At 68.3% G+C, this 16203-nt stretch carries 16 protein-coding genes, 1 tRNA gene and 1 pseudogene; 6 read left to right on the top strand and 12 right to left on the bottom strand.

Going from position 1 to position 16203, the window contains the following annotated elements:
- Positions 1–93: 93 nt before the first annotated feature.
- The gene (locus tag Van01_RS32885) at positions 94–1347 is read right to left on the bottom strand and encodes a cellulase family glycosylhydrolase (protein ID WP_239098914.1); all 1254 of its coding nucleotides are present in this window, start codon (positions 1345–1347) and stop codon (positions 94–96) included.
- On the opposite strand from Van01_RS32885, the gene Van01_RS32880 reads away from it, so the two are divergent.
- Entirely contained in the window at positions 1294–1617 is a 324-nt protein-coding gene (locus tag Van01_RS32880; protein ID WP_308442366.1) for a substrate-binding domain-containing protein, read from the top strand. The genes Van01_RS32885 and Van01_RS32880 overlap by 54 nt on opposite strands.
- A 35-nt stretch (positions 1618–1652) precedes the next feature.
- On the opposite strand, the gene Van01_RS06630 is transcribed toward Van01_RS32880, so the two are convergent.
- From Van01_RS06630 to Van01_RS32875, 6 genes are all read right to left on the bottom strand, one after another.
- A complete protein-coding gene (locus tag Van01_RS06630; protein WP_204002122.1) occupies positions 1653–2657 on the bottom strand; it encodes a polyprenyl synthetase family protein in 1005 nt (334 codons plus the stop codon).
- Between the two features lie 48 nt (positions 2658–2705).
- Positions 2706–3122 (bottom strand): hypothetical protein, encoded by a 417-nt coding sequence (locus Van01_RS06625; protein WP_204002118.1) that lies wholly within the window; start codon positions 3120–3122, stop codon positions 2706–2708.
- 104 nt (positions 3123–3226) lie between these two features.
- Positions 3227–4516 carry a GAF domain-containing protein gene (locus Van01_RS06620; RefSeq protein WP_204002115.1) on the bottom strand — a complete coding sequence of 430 codons (1290 nt, stop codon included), beginning with the start codon at positions 4514–4516 and terminating at the stop codon, positions 3227–3229.
- 130 nt (positions 4517–4646) lie between these two features.
- Entirely contained in the window at positions 4647–5678 is a 1032-nt protein-coding gene (locus tag Van01_RS06615) for a sporulation-delaying protein SdpB family protein (protein ID WP_204002112.1), read from the bottom strand.
- A complete protein-coding gene (locus Van01_RS06610; protein ID WP_204002099.1) occupies positions 5672–6241 on the bottom strand; it encodes an SdpA family antimicrobial peptide system protein in 570 nt (189 codons plus the stop codon). Before Van01_RS06610 ends, Van01_RS06615 begins: the two co-directional genes overlap by 7 nt.
- A 58-nt stretch (positions 6242–6299) precedes the next feature.
- Entirely contained in the window at positions 6300–6890 is a 591-nt protein-coding gene (locus Van01_RS32875; protein WP_239098904.1) for a sporulation delaying protein family toxin, read from the bottom strand.
- Between the two features lie 15 nt (positions 6891–6905).
- Here Van01_RS32875 and Van01_RS32870 point away from each other — a divergent pair, with 15 nt between their 5' ends.
- The gene (locus Van01_RS32870) at positions 6906–7592 is read left to right on the top strand and encodes a helix-turn-helix transcriptional regulator (RefSeq protein ID WP_239098903.1); all 687 of its coding nucleotides are present in this window, start codon (positions 6906–6908) and stop codon (positions 7590–7592) included.
- A gap of 137 nt (positions 7593–7729) precedes the next feature.
- On the opposite strand, the gene Van01_RS06600 is transcribed toward Van01_RS32870, so the two are convergent.
- A complete protein-coding gene (locus Van01_RS06600; protein WP_204002093.1) occupies positions 7730–9295 on the bottom strand; it encodes an SGNH/GDSL hydrolase family protein in 1566 nt (521 codons plus the stop codon).
- A gap of 431 nt (positions 9296–9726) precedes the next feature.
- A complete protein-coding gene (locus Van01_RS06595; protein ID WP_204002090.1) occupies positions 9727–10989 on the bottom strand; it encodes an ATP-binding protein in 1263 nt (420 codons plus the stop codon).
- A gap of 200 nt (positions 10990–11189) precedes the next feature.
- On the opposite strand from Van01_RS06595, the pseudogene Van01_RS33745 reads away from it, so the two are divergent.
- Positions 11190–11309, top strand: a pseudogene (locus Van01_RS33745) (IS110 family transposase); the annotation flags it as partial.
- Between the two features lie 206 nt (positions 11310–11515).
- Positions 11516–11588 (top strand) — tRNA-Arg (locus Van01_RS06590).
- A 411-nt stretch (positions 11589–11999) separates the two neighbouring features.
- Here the strand turns inward: Van01_RS06590 and Van01_RS06585 are convergent.
- Positions 12000–12242, bottom strand: a complete 243-nt coding sequence (locus Van01_RS06585) for a hypothetical protein (RefSeq protein ID WP_204002088.1) — start codon at positions 12240–12242, stop codon at positions 12000–12002.
- Positions 12235–12489, bottom strand: a complete 255-nt coding sequence (locus tag Van01_RS06580; RefSeq protein ID WP_204002085.1) for a hypothetical protein — start codon at positions 12487–12489, stop codon at positions 12235–12237. Before Van01_RS06580 ends, Van01_RS06585 begins: the two co-directional genes overlap by 8 nt.
- Positions 12490–12872: 383 nt before the next feature.
- On the opposite strand from Van01_RS06580, the gene Van01_RS06575 reads away from it, so the two are divergent.
- Entirely contained in the window at positions 12873–14096 is a 1224-nt protein-coding gene (locus tag Van01_RS06575) for a helix-turn-helix domain-containing protein (RefSeq protein ID WP_204002082.1), read from the top strand.
- A gap of 24 nt (positions 14097–14120) precedes the next feature.
- Complete coding sequence (locus Van01_RS06570; protein WP_239098902.1) at positions 14121–14588, top strand: NUDIX domain-containing protein; 468 nt, start codon at positions 14121–14123, stop codon at positions 14586–14588.
- Positions 14589–15011: 423 nt separating this feature from the next.
- Here Van01_RS06570 and Van01_RS33455 read toward each other — a convergent pair whose 3' ends face one another.
- Positions 15012–15554, bottom strand: coding sequence for a cell division protein SepF (locus Van01_RS33455; RefSeq protein ID WP_204002079.1), 543 nt, complete (start codon positions 15552–15554; stop codon positions 15012–15014).
- Positions 15555–16203 lie beyond the last annotated feature (649 nt).

The raw sequence follows: 16203 nt of genomic DNA, 5'->3' as shown, positions 1-16203 counted from the left end.
GTCGGGATCCGGTTGTCGCCGAGGCCGATCCGCCCTGTCGACACCCGGTCCGTGGCCGGTGCGGGAACCCGCACCGGCCACGCCGCATGACGGTCAGGCCGGGCTGCCGGTGACCGAGCTGCCGGATTTCGTGAGGCGGTAGGCGATCTGTGTGCCACTCCAGAAGTGGAAGGTGAGCGTGACGGGTCCGTCGTTGACCTCGGCGAAGAACTCGGGCGTCAGCAGGATGGTGTTGGCGCTGTAGTCGGGGCGGAAACTGCTCCAGAACTCCTTGTACGGGGTCCAGTTGGCCGGTCCGGCGGGACTGCCGTCGGCGTACTTGGCCTCCATGGTCGCGAGTTGGTCACCGCGGAACTGGGTGGGAATGGTGAGTCCGCTTGTCGTGCCGGTGGCGGTGGCCTGAGTGGGTGGGTCGTAACTGATGACGCTGATCCGCCACGGCACGCCCTGGGAGAAGCGCGCCTCGATCGTGGCGTTGACGCCGGTGGCGCGGTTGCCGACCAACCGGGTGACAGCCGCCTGAGTAAGCGTGAGGGTGCTGCCGGAAATGGTGTAGTCGGCGCCGCTTGTCAGTTGGGTGCTGCCGTGCCAGAGGCTCCGGAACGAGGTGCCGTTGAGGTTGAGGGTGAGCGACCTGCTGGTGATGCCGCCGGTGCGGGGCACGTAGATCTGGTCCGAGGACGCGGTGGCGGAGCGGGTTGTCAGGCTCGCCTTCATCATTTCGTAGCTGCCCTGGTCCCGCCAGCGCAGCTCGGGCCGGTGCAGGAACGAGCCCGCGTCCCACAGCATTGTGGTGAGCTTCCGGGTGCGGGCGTGGTGGCCTACCGCTTCGAAGAACTTCAGCAGCTCACCCCGTTGGATGATGCCCGGGCGGGTGTAGTCGTAGCTGAGCAGGGCCCACTCACCGATGATCACCGGGATGTCCCGGGAGACGAACGTGTTGTACGCCCGGTCGAAGGTGCCGATGATGTCCTGTTCGACGTTGCTGTCGTAGCGCGTACCGCCGGCGATGTTGACGCTGAACGGCCACCAACCGTAGAAGTGGATGGTCGCGACGAGGTGGGGGTCGTCGAGTTCGTCGAACGTGGTCATCAACGCGTCCATCCGGGCCTGCTCTCCGCTTGTGTGCAGGGTCGGCAGCACCAGCAGCCGGGTGGCGTTCCCGCCGCCGGACCGGCGTACCAGGCGGACGAACTCGAGATTCAGCTCGTGTAGCACCTGGTCGCTCTCCGCGTCTCCCGAGGTGCCGGCGAACTGGGGTTCGTTGATGCTCTCGAACACCAGCCTCGACGAGTGGCTGCGGAACGTGGTGGCGAGCTGGTTCCACAACGCCTTGTACCGGTTCATCACGCCCGCGCGGTCGGTGGGCTGGGCCTGCGCATCCCTGCCGACCTGAGCGTGGTCGGCTTCGACGACCTGCCGATAGCGGCCCTCGTCGATCCGCCGCTGACCACCGTCCACCAGCCGCTCATCGAGATGGCCGTCACGGCCACCGAGCTGGCGCTCGCGCTCGGTCGCGGCGAACGGACGCCGCAGGCGGGCCTGGAACTGGGCACCACGCTCACCGTGCGGCACAGCACCGCACCGCCCCGCACGGCGCGCGAAGCGACCTGTTGAACCTGTTCGGCGGGGAAGGGCCGGCGTGCCGATCGTTACCGGCTGCGCTCCACGACGTACTCAGGTAGGCCGAGCAGGAACCTGCCGTCCTCGGTCTCGACCGCCGCCGGACCCAGCGCCTGCCGTCCCTCCCGCCACGCGGCGGCGGCCAGCTCGCGGGCGCTGCGGCGGGCGGACTCGACGCAGTCGTAGGCGAGCAGCCGCCCGTGCAGCCACCGCACCTCCGCCGCCGTGCGCTGCGCCCGGGACCGGCTGAGGAACGCGGCGGTGCGCTCGCGCTCGTCCCCGGTGCAGCGGCGCAGGAAGTCGATGAGAATCAACGTCCGCTTGCCCTCCCACAGGTCACCCGCGATCTCCTTGCCGTACCGGGCGAAGTCCCCGACAAGATTGAGCGCGTCGTCCTGGATCTGGAACGCGGCACCCAGATACCAGCCGTAGCGGTCGAGGACGTCTACCGAATCGTGCTGACCGGTGGCGACGAGGATGCCGGTACGGCACGGGTAGATGCAGGTGTACCAGGAAGTCTTCTTCAGACACATCCGGTAGTAGTCGTCCGCGTCGAGGTCGCACACGTTGTCCCGGATCCAGCCGACCTCGATCGCCTGCCCCTCCAACGAGTGCCGCAGCATGAGTTGGGTCTCGTCGAACAGCCGCCAGGCGATCCCCGATCCGAGGGCCCTGCGGTTGGCGGCGAGCCGTTGCAGCGCGAGCAGGTTCGTCATGTTCCCCACGTTGAGCGCGACACCGACGCCGTACTCGCCGTGCAGCGTCTGTGCGCCGCGCCGCTGCTCGCTCTCGTCCTGGATGTCGTCGTGGATGAGGAACGCGTTGTGGAACAGCTCCACTGTCACCGCCGCGTTGAGCCCCACCGACGCCGTGCCGCCGAAGGCCCGGCAGGCCGCGAGGCAGAGCGCGGCACGCAGCCCTTTGCCCCAGCGTCGCGGATACTCGGTCACCAGGTCGTAGAGGTAATGCGGTCCGCCCGACGGCACGTCAGCGAGGAGCGCGCCGATCGCGAGGGCACGATAGCGCTCCAGCATCTGCGTGACATGGCCACGAGTCACGCCTGTGGTCGACACGGCAACCGGCTACCTGTCCGACGCTGCGGGCTTCTGCGGGGACTCCGACGAGAGACGGTCGACAAGCCCGTTCGCCACGTCCGGCACCAGCCGCGCGAGGTTGAGCACGCCGTCCAGGGCCTCGTGTGCGTCCGAGGTGTACCTGCGGATCACCTCACCGCGCCTGTCGTCGGAGGTCTTCAACTGTGCGACGACGGTGTCGATGAGTGCGTGTCCGTCGGTGCGGACCCGCGTCACAAGTTCGTCGAACGCCTCCGGATCCACCCGGCGATCGGCGGTCAGCTTCTCCTCAAGCCGACGCGCGCTGGCAATGCCCGCCGCGAGTTCCTCCTCCAGCACGCTTGCCGCATGGGTCACGGTCTCGGAGGTCTCCTCGGCCACCTTCTCGAAACGCTCGTCGCTGCGCTCACGCCCACTGCTCTCCATGGGAGAAGTGTTGGCTCCGCCCGCACAGCCGGATAGGGATGTGTCGAGATGGTGACTCACTGTGACATGGCGCAGTGTGCAGGGCCTGTGGCGCGGGACGGCGGTCAGCGGTTGAGGTAGGCGGCCAGGCCGCCGAGTTCCTCACTGGCGATGAAGACCGCCCGTACGTTGAGGATGGCTTCCTCGACGTGACCGGGACAGCCCCACGCCGAGTCGCCCCACGAATCGGCGATCTTGATCTCGGCCGGCGCGGTGCACTCCTGGGTGCCGCCGAGTTGACAGCGCTCCGGGTGCGGGGCGGTGGCCTGCGCGGCAGCGGCGGCACGCACCTGGGCGTTCAGTTCCGCTGCGGCAGCGGCGCGCTGCTCGGCCTCGGCACGCAGTTCCCGCTCCGCGCGTACCGCCTTGGCGAGCTCGTCATGGGCCGCTCTGGCCTGCGCCTCGGCGGCGAGTTTCGCCTGCTCGATGTGGTGGCGCTCGATGGCCAGGGCCGCGGTGCCGGCGAAGACCCGGGCGAGGGCCAGGTCGGTGTCCTGCGGAACGCGCGGGGTGCGGTGGTACATCGCGAAGGTGCCCAGCAGGCTGCCGTCGCGGGCGAGGATCGGCGTGGACCAGCAGGCGGCCAGCCCGGCCCGCCCGGCCAGGTCGCGGAAGTCGGCCCAGAACGGATCGGCGGCGATGTCCGTGACGATCACCGGTTCCCGCCGGTGGGCGGCGGTGCCGCAGGATCCGACGCCCTCGCCGGTGGCGATCCCGTCGATGGCCTGGTTGTAGAAGTCCGGCAGGCTGGGCGCGGCACCGTGGCGCAGGTGCTTGCCGTCGGGGTCGGCGAGCAGCACGGAGACGAGCATCTCCTGCGGGGCCAGGTTCTCGATGCAGCGCGCCATCCCGTCGAGCACCTCGGCCAGCGGTGCCTGGCGGGCGATCTGCTCCAGCATGGCGCGGTGCTCGGCCATCAACCGCTGGGCATGCTTGACCTGGGTGATCTCCACGCCGATCACCCGGATGCCGATCACCGTGCCGCCGGCGTCCCGGCGCGGCTCGTAGGTGAAGTCGAAGTACGCCTCCCGCGCGTGCGGCTCCTCACCGAGGACGATCCGGGCGTCCCGGCCGGTGTAGGGCTCACCCGTGCGGTAGACCTGGTCGAGCAGGGCGATGAAGCCCTGATCGGCCAGCTCGGGCATGATCTCCACGAGGGGTACGCCGGTGCGGGCCCGTTGCTCGCCGATGGCGGCGAAGAACGCCGGGTTCGCCGTCTCCACCAGGTGCTCCGGCCCGACCAGCGAGGCGAAGACGGCGATCGACTGCCCGAACAGCGTCCGCAGATCCTCAGCCGCCTGACCGGTGCCCGCCGGGTCCGAGGCAATGGGCAGCTCACCTGGTACCGCTGTCATGGTGACCCGCCTCTCCGCTGCTGAACGATCGGTGCCGCGCCGGGCGCGGACGGCTACCGACACGCGAGCCGCCGGGACGCCGCCGGTGCAGCGTACCGGCCGCCGGAGTCGGCTTGCGGGCACCGCGTGCTCAGGGCGACGGCTGACCGGCGAGCTGGTCCGCCATCACCGGTTCCTCCTTCCGGCGCCCGGTCGGCCGGGCACCCACGTCGCGGACAACCAGGTGAGGCTCCGGGGCGCGGCGCAGGTCGACCCACTCCCGGACCGTGCGCCAGGAGTCGGGCAGGTGGGCTCCCATCGGTACGAGCAGCAGCACCTGGGCGGCGATCATGATCAGCGAGAAGCTCCACAACCCCATGAGCACCGCGATGCCGACGTGCAGCAGAACACCGAACGGCAACAGCCACCACCGTACGGCGGGACGCAGCAGCAGGCTGACCGCCAGGGCGAACTCGATGGCCAGCGGAGTCCAGGTCAGCACGGCGACTGACACCGGCCGGGTCACCAGGGCGTCGGTCACCGGTTGTAACCAGCCGGGAGCGCCGAAGCTGTGGTGGTTGAGCCAGTAGTACATCACCGTGCCGTCGGCCCACTCCGCCTTGCTGAGCTTGGCCACCGACGCCTGGAAGTAGATGCCGGCGACCTGGAGACGTATCGCGAAGAGCAGGACCACCGCCATGGCGACCAGCACCACGCCCCGACCGCCGGGGCGCACCACCCGGTCCGCCGGGGGTGCCGGCTGCCAGTGCCAGCGGCGTGGGTCGGCCAGCAGGACCGGCACCAGCAGCAGGGTGAGTACCTGGTTGACCTGCTCGCCGCCGTCCGGGATGGACGCGCTGGTGCTCACGCTGAATGCGATCCACCAGTGCGGCAGAGCGGTGAACCGGGGCCGCCACCCGCTCGCCACCACCAGCAGTACCGTGACACACGCCCACCGCACCAGGTTCGCGTGCTCCGGCCCGGCCAGACAGAAGGCGCCGATGTCGGACAGGCCGGTGCAGTGCGGCCCCGGCCCTCGGCCGAGTAGTGGCGTGAACAGCGTGTCGGCGTCAGTGAACACAAGTGTCGCGGCGGTCGCGGTGGCGAGCAGCGTACGGGCGAGCCCCAGCCAGGATCCCCAGGGCACCGCAACGGAAATGCCGGACGGGCGGCTGGTCAGCATGACACCTCCAAGCGGACGACGTGGGTGAACCGGATCTCGCCGGCGACCAGGTCCCGGTACGCCCACGGCACCGGCTCGGTACGGGCGATGACGACCGGGCCGCAGACCGAGGGCGTGTCGTCGCCGCTGCGGACCGGTGTGGCCGGCGTCGGCAGCGCCTCGGCGAGGCAGGCCGCTGTCGGTTGCCGGCACTGCTGCCAGGCCGATCCGGGGATTCGGGAAGCCAACAGAGCAAGTTCGGTGGCCTGCGCGCGGGCGGACCGGTCGAGCCCGAAGGCGTACCGCGGCTCGGCGTACGCGCCGGTGGTGATGTCGTCCAACCGACCGTCGGGGCGGATCGCGTGGACGGAGAGATCGGGGGAGCGGGGCGACTTGGTGAAGAACGCCCACCCCTGCGGCAGGAGCGCCCGGAATGCTGGGGCGACCTGCTGCTGGCCGGGCAGCGTGACCGCGTTGCCCGGTAGGAACGTCTGCAGGTTGAACAGAGCGACCAGGCCTACCAGCAGCCCAATCCAGAACACCGGGCGGCGGGGTACGACCACCTGGTTCCGGTTGTCCGCCATGTCATCTCCTCGCGGAAGAAGGGGCGCGGGTGGGCACGTGAGTCCCACCCGCACCGGTTCAGATGGTGCGCAGCTCGGTGGCGAACAGGGCCATGAGCCGTTCGGTCTCCAGGTCGCGGCCGCCCAGCGGCCGTTCCCGGCTGTCGAGCAACGCCACCAGAACGATTACGGCGGCCATCGTGATCGCCACGGCCAGGGCAACCGCGACGGTTCCGACGTTCACCACCGCGATGGTGGTTTCCACCATGACCGCCGTGTCGGTGCCCTCTTCATCGTCATCGCTGAACAGGATCGGCCGATCTCCCAACGCCGCCTCCAACGCCGAGCCGGCTTCGGTCAGCGCGGTCTCGACCTGGTACGGATCGCCGCTGCGCATGCCGGTGGAGAAGCTGGCGAGCAGTCCGGGCTGGGCCGCCTCGGCCTCCTCGATCAGCCGGGTCACCGCCTGCACCGCCTCGGCAGACCGGTTCTTGCGCAGGTTCTCGGCGTCCATGAAGACGTACGGCAGGCGCTCCAGCTTCTGGCCCACCTCGCCCTGCAGGAAAAAGCCGTCCAGGAGGCTCGGCACGAACCGGCGCTGCACGACACCGCGCTGGCGGTCCTGTCCCACATCCGGTTCGCCCAGGGCCGGCACGCCGAGGCGCGACACCTGACCGGCACGCTGGTGCAGCCCGGCCGCGGACAGCTCCGCAGACGGGACCTGCAGCCCAAGTGGCTCGCCGGGCACGCCGAGTTCCTGCTGGCCGGTGGCCTGCTCGACGAGGCGTACGCCTGGTCCCAGCGGGCTGAGGTCGCCGCCGGGCTCGGCCTGGAGATCCGGCGGGCCGAGGCACGCCTGGCCACTGCGCAGGTGCTGCTCGCCCGCCGGGACCCCGCGAGCGCGCTGGCCGCCGCCCAGGACGCCATCCGACTTTTCACCGATCGGCAGGCTGACCTGTCGCTCGGGCAGGCCCACCTCACGGCAGCCGGCTGTCTCGATGCGCTACGCGAAACCGGTCCCGCCCGGGAACACATCCACCTCGCCCGGGTGATCGCCGAACGCACGCCCTCCGAGTGGTTACGCCAGCAGGTGGTGAACGCCCAGCGCCGACAAGGAGCCGGACAGCGCCGGTGGGCCGTCGTCGCCGGTCCCGACCTCACCCGGGCCGAGCACAGGGTCGCTGTCCTGGTCGCCGAAGGTCTCACCAACCGCGCCGTCGCGATGCGACTCTACGTGACCGAAAGGACCGTCGAGGCCCACCTGACCAGGGTGTACCGCAAGCTGGGAGTCAGCTCGCGGGCCACCCTGGCAGCTCTGCTGCGTGACGCGGGCGGTGCGGTACGGCCGGGTGAAACCCAGGCGACATGGTGACTCTCCTGGCGTCCTCGCCCTGCCCGGCGCTCTGCTGTTGACCCGTCGAGGCGGCGACCTATGCCGGTGTCGGGCACCCATGGCGGACCAGGGTGCCCGACGGCCGGAGACTTCGACACAGGGGCTGGGCGGAGACGTCAGAACGGGGGGAGGACCTGGGCCAGCCGGGTCGCCATCGCCTGGTACCCCGGGGCGTTGGGGTGGAACGAGTCGCTCAGCGGCGAGGTGAGGCCGTTGGCCCATACGCCGTTCGTGCTGCAGAGCCGGTGACCGCGGAACAGGTCCAGGCCGTTGACGTAGACGACGCGGGAGTCACCGGTGGCCAGCACGGCGTCCCGGATCATCCGGTCGGTCTGGGCGGTCGCCTCGTAGATCGCTCTCCGTTCGCTCTCGACGAGGTTGCTGCCCAGATTCGGGCAGCGGTCCTGAGCCGGCGGCGGGTCTGCCGGATCGTCCGGGTTGGGTACGACGGCCGGGTAGCTGAGCACCATGAGTTTTCCGCTGGGGTGCATCTCCGCCCTGATCTGTCGATACAGGGCCGTGAGCTGGACCCGGACCTGATCGAGTTTCTGCTGAGTGACCAATGGCCCCCCGGCGGCACAGTCGGCGCCCAGGTAGCAGCCGGTGAGCTTCAGCGAGAAGTCGAGGTCGTTGCCGCCGATGGTCAGCGTGACGAGCCGGGTGTGTGGCTGTATCGCGTCCAGTTGGGGTGGCAGGCCGGGATGCTGACCCACGTACAGGTCGATGATCTTCCCGCCATGACACGCCGCCAGGGTCGGCCGGTCCACCGGCAGTCCGGACAGGACTGTTCCGGTGATCAGGTTGGAGTAGGTCGCGGGTGCCCGCCGGCACAGTTCGTCGGAGTACGGTGGCGCGCCGGTGCCCGAGGAGTAGGAGTCACCAAGTGCGACATGCCGGATCACCGGGGGCTGCAGCCCGGTCCCGAACGACCCGGTGCCCAGCACGATGTGCAGCAGGTTGGTGCCGAGCCCCTCACACAGCAGGTAGCGCAGCCCCGGTATGGAGAAGCAGCCACCCCAGTAGACCCCGACCGGAGCCAACAGGTACAGCTCGAAGGCGATCTCCACGTTGCGGCCACCGTCGAACAGCTCGCCGGGAATGCTGAGTCCGCCCGAGGTCGCGCCGTAGTAGGTCGGCCCGTACGTGCGGGGCGCCGTGGTGTAGAGGAACTGGCCGTCGAAGCGACCACGATCGATTACGCCGGTGGCAATGTAGGCCGCGTCGAGCCAGAAGTTGCAGCCGAACTCCGCCAGGTAGGAGATGTTCGCCGCGTAGTTGGTCTGATTGGGTGCGCCGCTGACGGAGGCGTTCCGGGTGATCGCCTCGGTGCAGTACAACCCGGTCGGCGGGTCGTCGGGGTCGGCCTGCGGCGCTGCCCCACGGAAGGCTGGCCGGTCGGCCTTGCGGACTGCCGAGCGGGCCGCGCCGTCTGCCTTGAGCGTGGCGCCGGGCCCCTTCGTGGCACCCGGCAGCGCCTCGGGCTGTTGCGGGCTCAGCGGTTTCGCGAACGGGGTGATCTTCTTGGTGGTGCCGGGAAGGGTCACCGGGTCGGGCTTCTGGATATCGGGCTGCCAACCCTCGCCCCGCGCCGTCGGTGGGGCCGCGGCGCCGTCATCGACGACCGGCGTTGCGGCCAGCGCGGGTTGTGCGCTGACGAGTAGCCCACCGATGACCGCAACCACTGCGAGTAACCGCGCGGGTCGTCCCGATGGCACGGCTCTAGGTGATCTCACTGCCCAACCTCCTAGCGTGATGTGATCGCCACGTGACAGGTGGTGAGATCGATGCTAGGCAATCAGTAACTGGGCGCGGATCCGTGAAAATACGCAAAGAGGCGTGCTCGCTTGCTGAAGATCAGCAGAGCGGGCCTCCCGGGGCAATCGTGGAAGGGGACACCGCTACGCCGCGTCGCTATGGGTCGGTTGGGCAGTGACGATGGGCTGCGGGAAAGGGTTCTGGCGACACTGATCAGCGTGGGGCACGCCCTGCCACCCCAGCGGAACCCCAGGTCGCTAGATCGTGCCCTCGCGTCCTCGTAGCTCAGGGGGATAGAGCATCGGTTTCTAACCCGACGCTCCGTGCGTCTCGGCTGAGGAGCGGCCTGCGAGCGAAGTCAATCTGCTGTCGAGGCGGAAACCTGCCACAGGGCGCTGACCGGCATGGCACGGAGTCTGTCGCCGAACGGCAGCGTGGCGGTTCCGGTATAGAGGACGATGCCGGCGATGAAGTCGTCGCCGAGGCGGTCGGCCAGTCGGCGTAGGCCGCGGAAGTCGTCGGGTCCGACGGTGCTGGCTGCTTTGACCTCGATTCCGACCACCTGACCAGCTCGGTTCTCGAGCACCGCGTCGACTTCGTACCTGCTCTGGTCGCGGTAGTGGGACAGATCGACGAACTCCTCGGACCAGGTGAGCTGCCGGGACAGCTCGGACAGCACAAATGACTCGAGCAGTGGGCCGAACGGTGCACCCGGCCGGAGCAGTGCCCGGGCGTCGGTCGCGATTTCATTGGCGGCGATGCCCGAGTCGACGAAGATCAGCTTCGACGCGGCGGTGGCACGGGTGCCCAGGTTGCGGGACCAACCGGGAATCCGTTTGATCAGGAAGATCTCTTCCAGGGCTCGGAGGTATCGGGCGATCGTCGGCCGGCTCAGTCCGAGGGTGGATTCGAGGGAGTTCGCGGCGATGATGGTCGCGGATCTGGCCGCGAGGAGGCGTACCAGCCTGCGTAGCTCGCCCTTGCGCTGGATGTCGGACAGCTGCCGGACGTCGCGGTCGATGAGCGCCTGGACGTAGGCGTCGAGGAATCGTTGGCGGCGGCGTGGGTCGGTACGGGTGGTGGCCTCGGGTAGGCCGCCGCGCACGATTCGGGCTGCGTAGTCGGCGCGGGTCACGTCCGACTCGTGTCGTAGGTCCGGACCGAGCGCGAAGACGGCGTCGATGAATCCGTCCAGGGCTCCGTCGAGTTCGCCTTGGGAAAATGGCCAGAGCTCGACGGTTTCCATCCGACCGGGCAGCGCGTCCGGCGCAGCCACCATGCCGAACAGCCGAGACGATCCGGTGAGCAGGTACCGGCCAGGACGGGGATCCTCGTCGACGGCAGCCTTGATGGCCAGCAGGAGCTCCGGAGCGCGCTGGATCTCGTCGATGACCAAGAGCTCGGAGGAGTCCACGAACCCGACCGGATCGGCGATCGCCGCCGCCCGGTCCTGAGCCCGATCAAGATCGCGGCGCTCGGCCAGACGGTCGCCGGCAACGAGGCGAACCAGGGTGCTCTTGCCTGCTTGGCGTGCCCCGCTGATCAAGACGACGCGGGTGTCCGCCAGAGCAGCGTTTACCTGCGCGGCGGCGCGGCGGGGGATTAGATGCGGTGTGGGCACGGCGTCATGATAACCGCCGCATTTCCGATCTGCGGGGCCGCTTGCTTTCGATCTGCGGCAAGGCAGGCGTTCGACACGCGGTTGTTTGATGTTCGATTTGCGGGAGAGGCGCACGGGGCGGTTCGTGGAAGGGGTCCACCGCTACGCACGGACAACTGCTCCGGCGCCGGTGTCGAGGTAGGCCAGCCACCACGGCTGGTCGCGCCGAAGGCAAAAACCACCGGCAAGCCATACTCGCCCTCGCCCGACGACACGTTGACGTCCTCTGGGCACTGATCCGCGACCGCAAACCTATACCCGGCCAGCAACGCCGGTCCGCGCCGCAGCCTGAACCAGCCCGTCACCCCGCCGATGAGACCCTGGTCCCGCCGGCTGATCCACCCGGTCTGCCAAGATCACCCGGAGTCGCATGGCGACTTCGAGTGCGGTCCTGGGCTGGGAGAACGGCGGTCCGGGGAGCGTGGGTGAACGGGGGCCACTCCCTGCCACCCCAGGTGAACCCCAGGTCGCTAGACTGTGCCCTCGCGCCCTCGTAGCTCAGGGGATAGAGCATCGGTTTCCTAAACCGTGTGTCGCAGGTTCGAATCCTGCCGGGGGCACCTCAAAGATCAGCCAGAACGTCCTTTTGGCCTGCGGATACGCTTCCCCATCGATCGGCCGAGGTGTGCAGCCGAATGCCACCCGAAGCCGCCGTTGCAGCGGCCGTGCAAAATGCGTGCAATGATCTTGGACGCTTGAGTCAAGCTTCCGAGCAGGTCAGAGCCCGACCGCAGCGGCCAATCACCCCGACCACGACGACGCCTGGACCCGTTCGGGACGGGTTGCGCCCGGCCACCGCCGAGGCAGGCAGCCGTACCGGCCGAACACCCGCAACGCCGCCCGCCGCTGCGGACACGGACCCTCCACACCACAGACAGGACAGCGCCCATCCACGCTCGACGAGATGTGCCGGTCAAGCTGCGACTGCGCCGCCCGCAACTGATCCCGCACCGCCTCCGACAGATACGTGGTCACCGCACCTCGCCCTTCGACGCCAGCAACCGGGTCGGCACGAGGACTTGCGTGCGTTCGCCGCGTTGGTGGCGTGGGTTGACCTTGGTGCCCTCGACCCAGATCCACTGCTCCCGCTCCGGCCGGTTGAGCACCAGGCGAACCCCGGTCACTCGCAACGTCATTGGCCCGTCGGTAGGGCGGTAGCGGTCGGCGGCGTCGATGTGCAGCACGGCGCCGAGTCGTACCCGTAGGTCAAACACCACGTCTCCTCGTCGTCTGCCGTGCCGTTCCCGACGGACCGGCGGGTAGTTGAGGGTTGATCTGAAGGCCGGCGATCCGCGCAAAGACCTCCCGCCGCGCCAACGCCTCCCCGGTGGTCGGGTTGATGGCGTAGCCGGCGAGCCAGATCCAGCCGTCATACGTCGGCCGGTCACAGATCGAGGACACCCGCAGCCACAGCGCCCGGTCACCGCCGAACTGCACCGATGCCCGACCGTCCAACAGCACCAGGTCACCCGGATTCGGTGCGCCCGGCGGGAGGGGTTGCTGCCTGCGAGGCACCGAGGCGGGCGGGCTCAGTCGGGACCGTCGTTCGGGTCGCGGTCCCATGCCAGCACCCACCCCGGGCCAGCCTCAGCAGGACACCGAACGACCGGACCCCGCACAGTCCAGGCAGGACCGCCGGGCCAGCGGGCGCGTGCGCTCCGCTCCCCGGCCGATCGCCCGGACCTGGGAACGGGCGAGGGTGTACTTCCAGCCCACGCCGGAGCAGGATTGGCAGTTGGTCGATACGTTCAGCCCCGTCATGCACACAGGCTGTGGCACGAACCGTCCAGCGACCCGGAAAAACCTTCCGGGGTCGCCGCCGACCGAGGGGAGACAGTGAACCCATGCGCGGGACCACCACCACCCTGACCATCGGCGAACGCGTCGCCTGGTACCGCCGTCGACGCGGCCTATCGCAAGAAGTCCTCGCCGGACTCATCGGCCGAACCGCCGACTGGCTCGGCAAAGTCGAGAACAACCGGATAGACCTGGACCGCCTGTCCGTCATCAAGTCGCTCGCCGAAGCCCTGGACATCTCCCTCGGCGACCTGCTCGGCGAACCCTCCCTGCTCGACTGGACCACCGAAAGCGGCACCCACACCGTGCCCGCGCTGCGCGCCGCCCTGATGAACTACCGCGCCCTCGCCCCGTTCGGCGGCGACACCGACGCGGAACCACCCAGCATCGCCGTGCTCAGGAAGGAAGTCGGGGCACTCTGGGACGCCTACCAGGACTCCCGATTCGGGTACGTCACCAGCCGGCTACCCGACCTACTCCACCGCGCCCAGGTCGCCGCCGACCACCACGACGGCGACGACCAGGACGACGCCCGCCGGCTCCTCGGCCTGGCCTACCAGCTCGCGGCCACGCAGCTCACCAAACTCGGGGAAAGTGACCTCGCCTGGATCGCCGCCGACCGCGGCCTGTCCGCCGTCCGCCCCACCGGTGACCCGCTCATCACCGGCTCCCTGTTCCGATCCGTCGGTCACGCCCTGCACGCCACCGGCCGCTACACCGACGCCGTACGCCTCACCGAAGACGCCGCCAGCTACCTCGAACCCCACCTCAGCCACGCCACACCCGAACTGCTGTCCGTCTACGGCACCCTGTTCCTGTCCGGCTCCATGGCCGCCGCACGCGCCAACGACCCGGGCACCACCCGCACCTTCCTCACCGCAGCCGACCAGGCCGCCAGCAAACTCGGTGCCGACGCCAACCACCTGTGGACCGCGTTCGGCCCGACCAACGTCGCCATCCACCGCGTTGCCACCGCCGCCGAACTAGGCGACCTGCAAGTCGCCATCGACCTCGGCCCCCGCGTCGACACCACCGGCCTACCCATGGAACGCCGAGTCCGGCACGCCCTGGAGGTCGCCCGCGCCTACAGCTCGTGGAACCGGGTCGACGACGCCCAAGCCATGCTGCTCGACGCCGAACAGATGGCACCCGAACAAGTCCGCCACCACTTCCTCAGCCGCCAACTCGCCCTCACCTGGGTCCGCCGACAACGCGGCAAACCCTCCACCGAACTGGTCAGCCTCGCCCGCCGGCTCAAGGTGCTCGACTGACCCCAGCCCGTTTACGCTGCCCTGGTGACGGCCAACGAGACGCCACCCATGGCAACCCCCCGCGTCGCCGCAGGCGCCCTCTTCTTCGACGCCGCGGGTCGAGTCCTCCTCGTGAAGCCCAGCTACAAAGACCACTGGGACATCCCCGGCGGCTACGTCGAACCCGGCGAATCACCCCGCTCCGCCTGCTTGCGCGAGGTCGAAGAGGAGCTTGGCCTCACGGTCCGAATCGGCTCGATGCTGGTCGTGGACTGGGCGCCCGCCGAACACGAAGGCGACAAACTCCTCTTCATCTTCGACGGCGGAACACTCACCGAGAAGCAAGAACACGCCATCCGCTTTGAAGACGCGGAACTCACTGAATGGCGCTATGTGGCTGCTGAGAGGCTGGAGCAGCACGTACCGTCCCGGCTTGCCCGAAGAATCCGTACCGCGATTGCGGCCCATAGCACCAGAGGCTCCGCTTACGCAGAGCACGGCGACGCAATCTAACGGAATGGTGTCAGAGCCGACGGAAGCCAGCCACAGCAGGAACGGGTTGCCAAGCCATCGTTCAACTAGCCTGCCCGCTCTCCTCCGCCGCCTCGCTGTCACGCTCGGGCTTGGCCTCGTCATGGGCGGTAGCGCTGGCATGAGCCCGGTTGCCGGCGAGGAAGCTGTCGCCAGGGAGACCGATGCAGTTACTGCGATCGCCGCGCCCGCAACGTCATGGCCAGACAAGATTGACACAGTCCCGGCAGATAAAAAGAGTCCCGCGAGAACGAAGGCAAAGACTTGGGCGCGGCGTGCGAGCGCTACTGCGGATCGGCCCATCTCATGACGGTACTCTTGCTCTAGAGCCAGGTAGTTCTCACGAAAGGAAAGCGGTGCAGTCTTTCGGCTTCTTTGCTTGGGAGGTCCTGCTGTGCTGGTCATTTATGCACTCCTGCCAGCGTCACGGATTACCCATCCGACTTGACCTGCGGGCTGGTCGTAGCCTTGATGGGAGCTCTGTGGCGGGACTTCGAATGCACTATTGGCCGGCGTTAAGAGGAATGTGGCCCGACTGACTCTCGCTATGGTGCCTCGAAGCCCGAACACTAGCCCTGCGGCGAAATCAACGCAGCGCTTAGCGATTTGCTCATCAGTGTAACGCAGGTCAACAAACACCGACTCGCCATCCATAACCGCTCGGGCAATCTCGCGAAAGTCGTCGTATGTGTCCACTCTGATCGTTACCGTTGCGCCCGCAGGAACTTCCAGCGGCTCCGGTTCAACGCCAGTCGAAGACGCGTGCTTTCGTGGATTCGCTCTTCCTTTGTAGTCGGTACGGAATTGAAGTTCGCTGCTCCTTAACCTTTCTTCATCTGACGCGAGCGCTCCAGCCGCCCCAACGTTCGAGAGGAGCGCCGATCTGGTGCCTTCCCCCGCGAGATCAATGACAGAGCCAAGACCGATAATCCAAGACCATCGACGCATTGAGCGCAATGGAGCTGATGTAGGGGGTGGCTTGGGAGCGCGCCCCCGGCTCTTGCCCACAAAAATCACCCCATTACTTCCCGTAAGCTAGAAGCTACACCAAATGGTTGCTCCGATGCGTCAGCCACATGGGGGAGCCAGACGTAGAGCTCAAGCTATCTACGACGGCTACGCAGAGCGTTCGGCACCGTGTGCAGCGTCGCGGCCTCGTCAACCAAGATCAGGCCGCGCCCAGGCCGTCAAGGGGAGCCAGTGGTGGCCAGCGTTGGCCATCGACGACATGTACGTCAGCAGGTCAGCGTCGCAGTCGTTCGGTTTGATCGACAAAGACCCCTGCCTAGATCAATACCGCTGGAAGTGACCTGCTGCCAGATCACCCCGGATGGAAGATCTAACCGGTGGGGCGCACGCCTCGGTACCCTTCGTGCCTACGGCGTCGCGCGGCAAGTCGAAGCTGTGGCAGCACTGGGCTGTGTGGTCCTAACGGTGCTCCTGCTGGCCTGCTGTCCCACGGTGCCACTGCGTTTGGGCCGGCCGTCTACGCGGTGCTCCTTGGCCTCTTGCTTGTCTTGAACATGATCGCGATCGGGGGGCGGGCAGATGCGGGGGCGAGCTTCGCGTTATCTCGCTACACACGGCGAGACCACTT

Origin of the sequence: Micromonospora andamanensis (assembly GCF_016863495.1) — a bacterium.
Classification (GTDB): domain Bacteria; phylum Actinomycetota; class Actinomycetes; order Mycobacteriales; family Micromonosporaceae; genus Micromonospora; species Micromonospora andamanensis.
The sequence above is the reverse complement of the archived record's forward strand: the minus strand, read 5'-3'. Positions and strand labels throughout refer to the sequence as shown.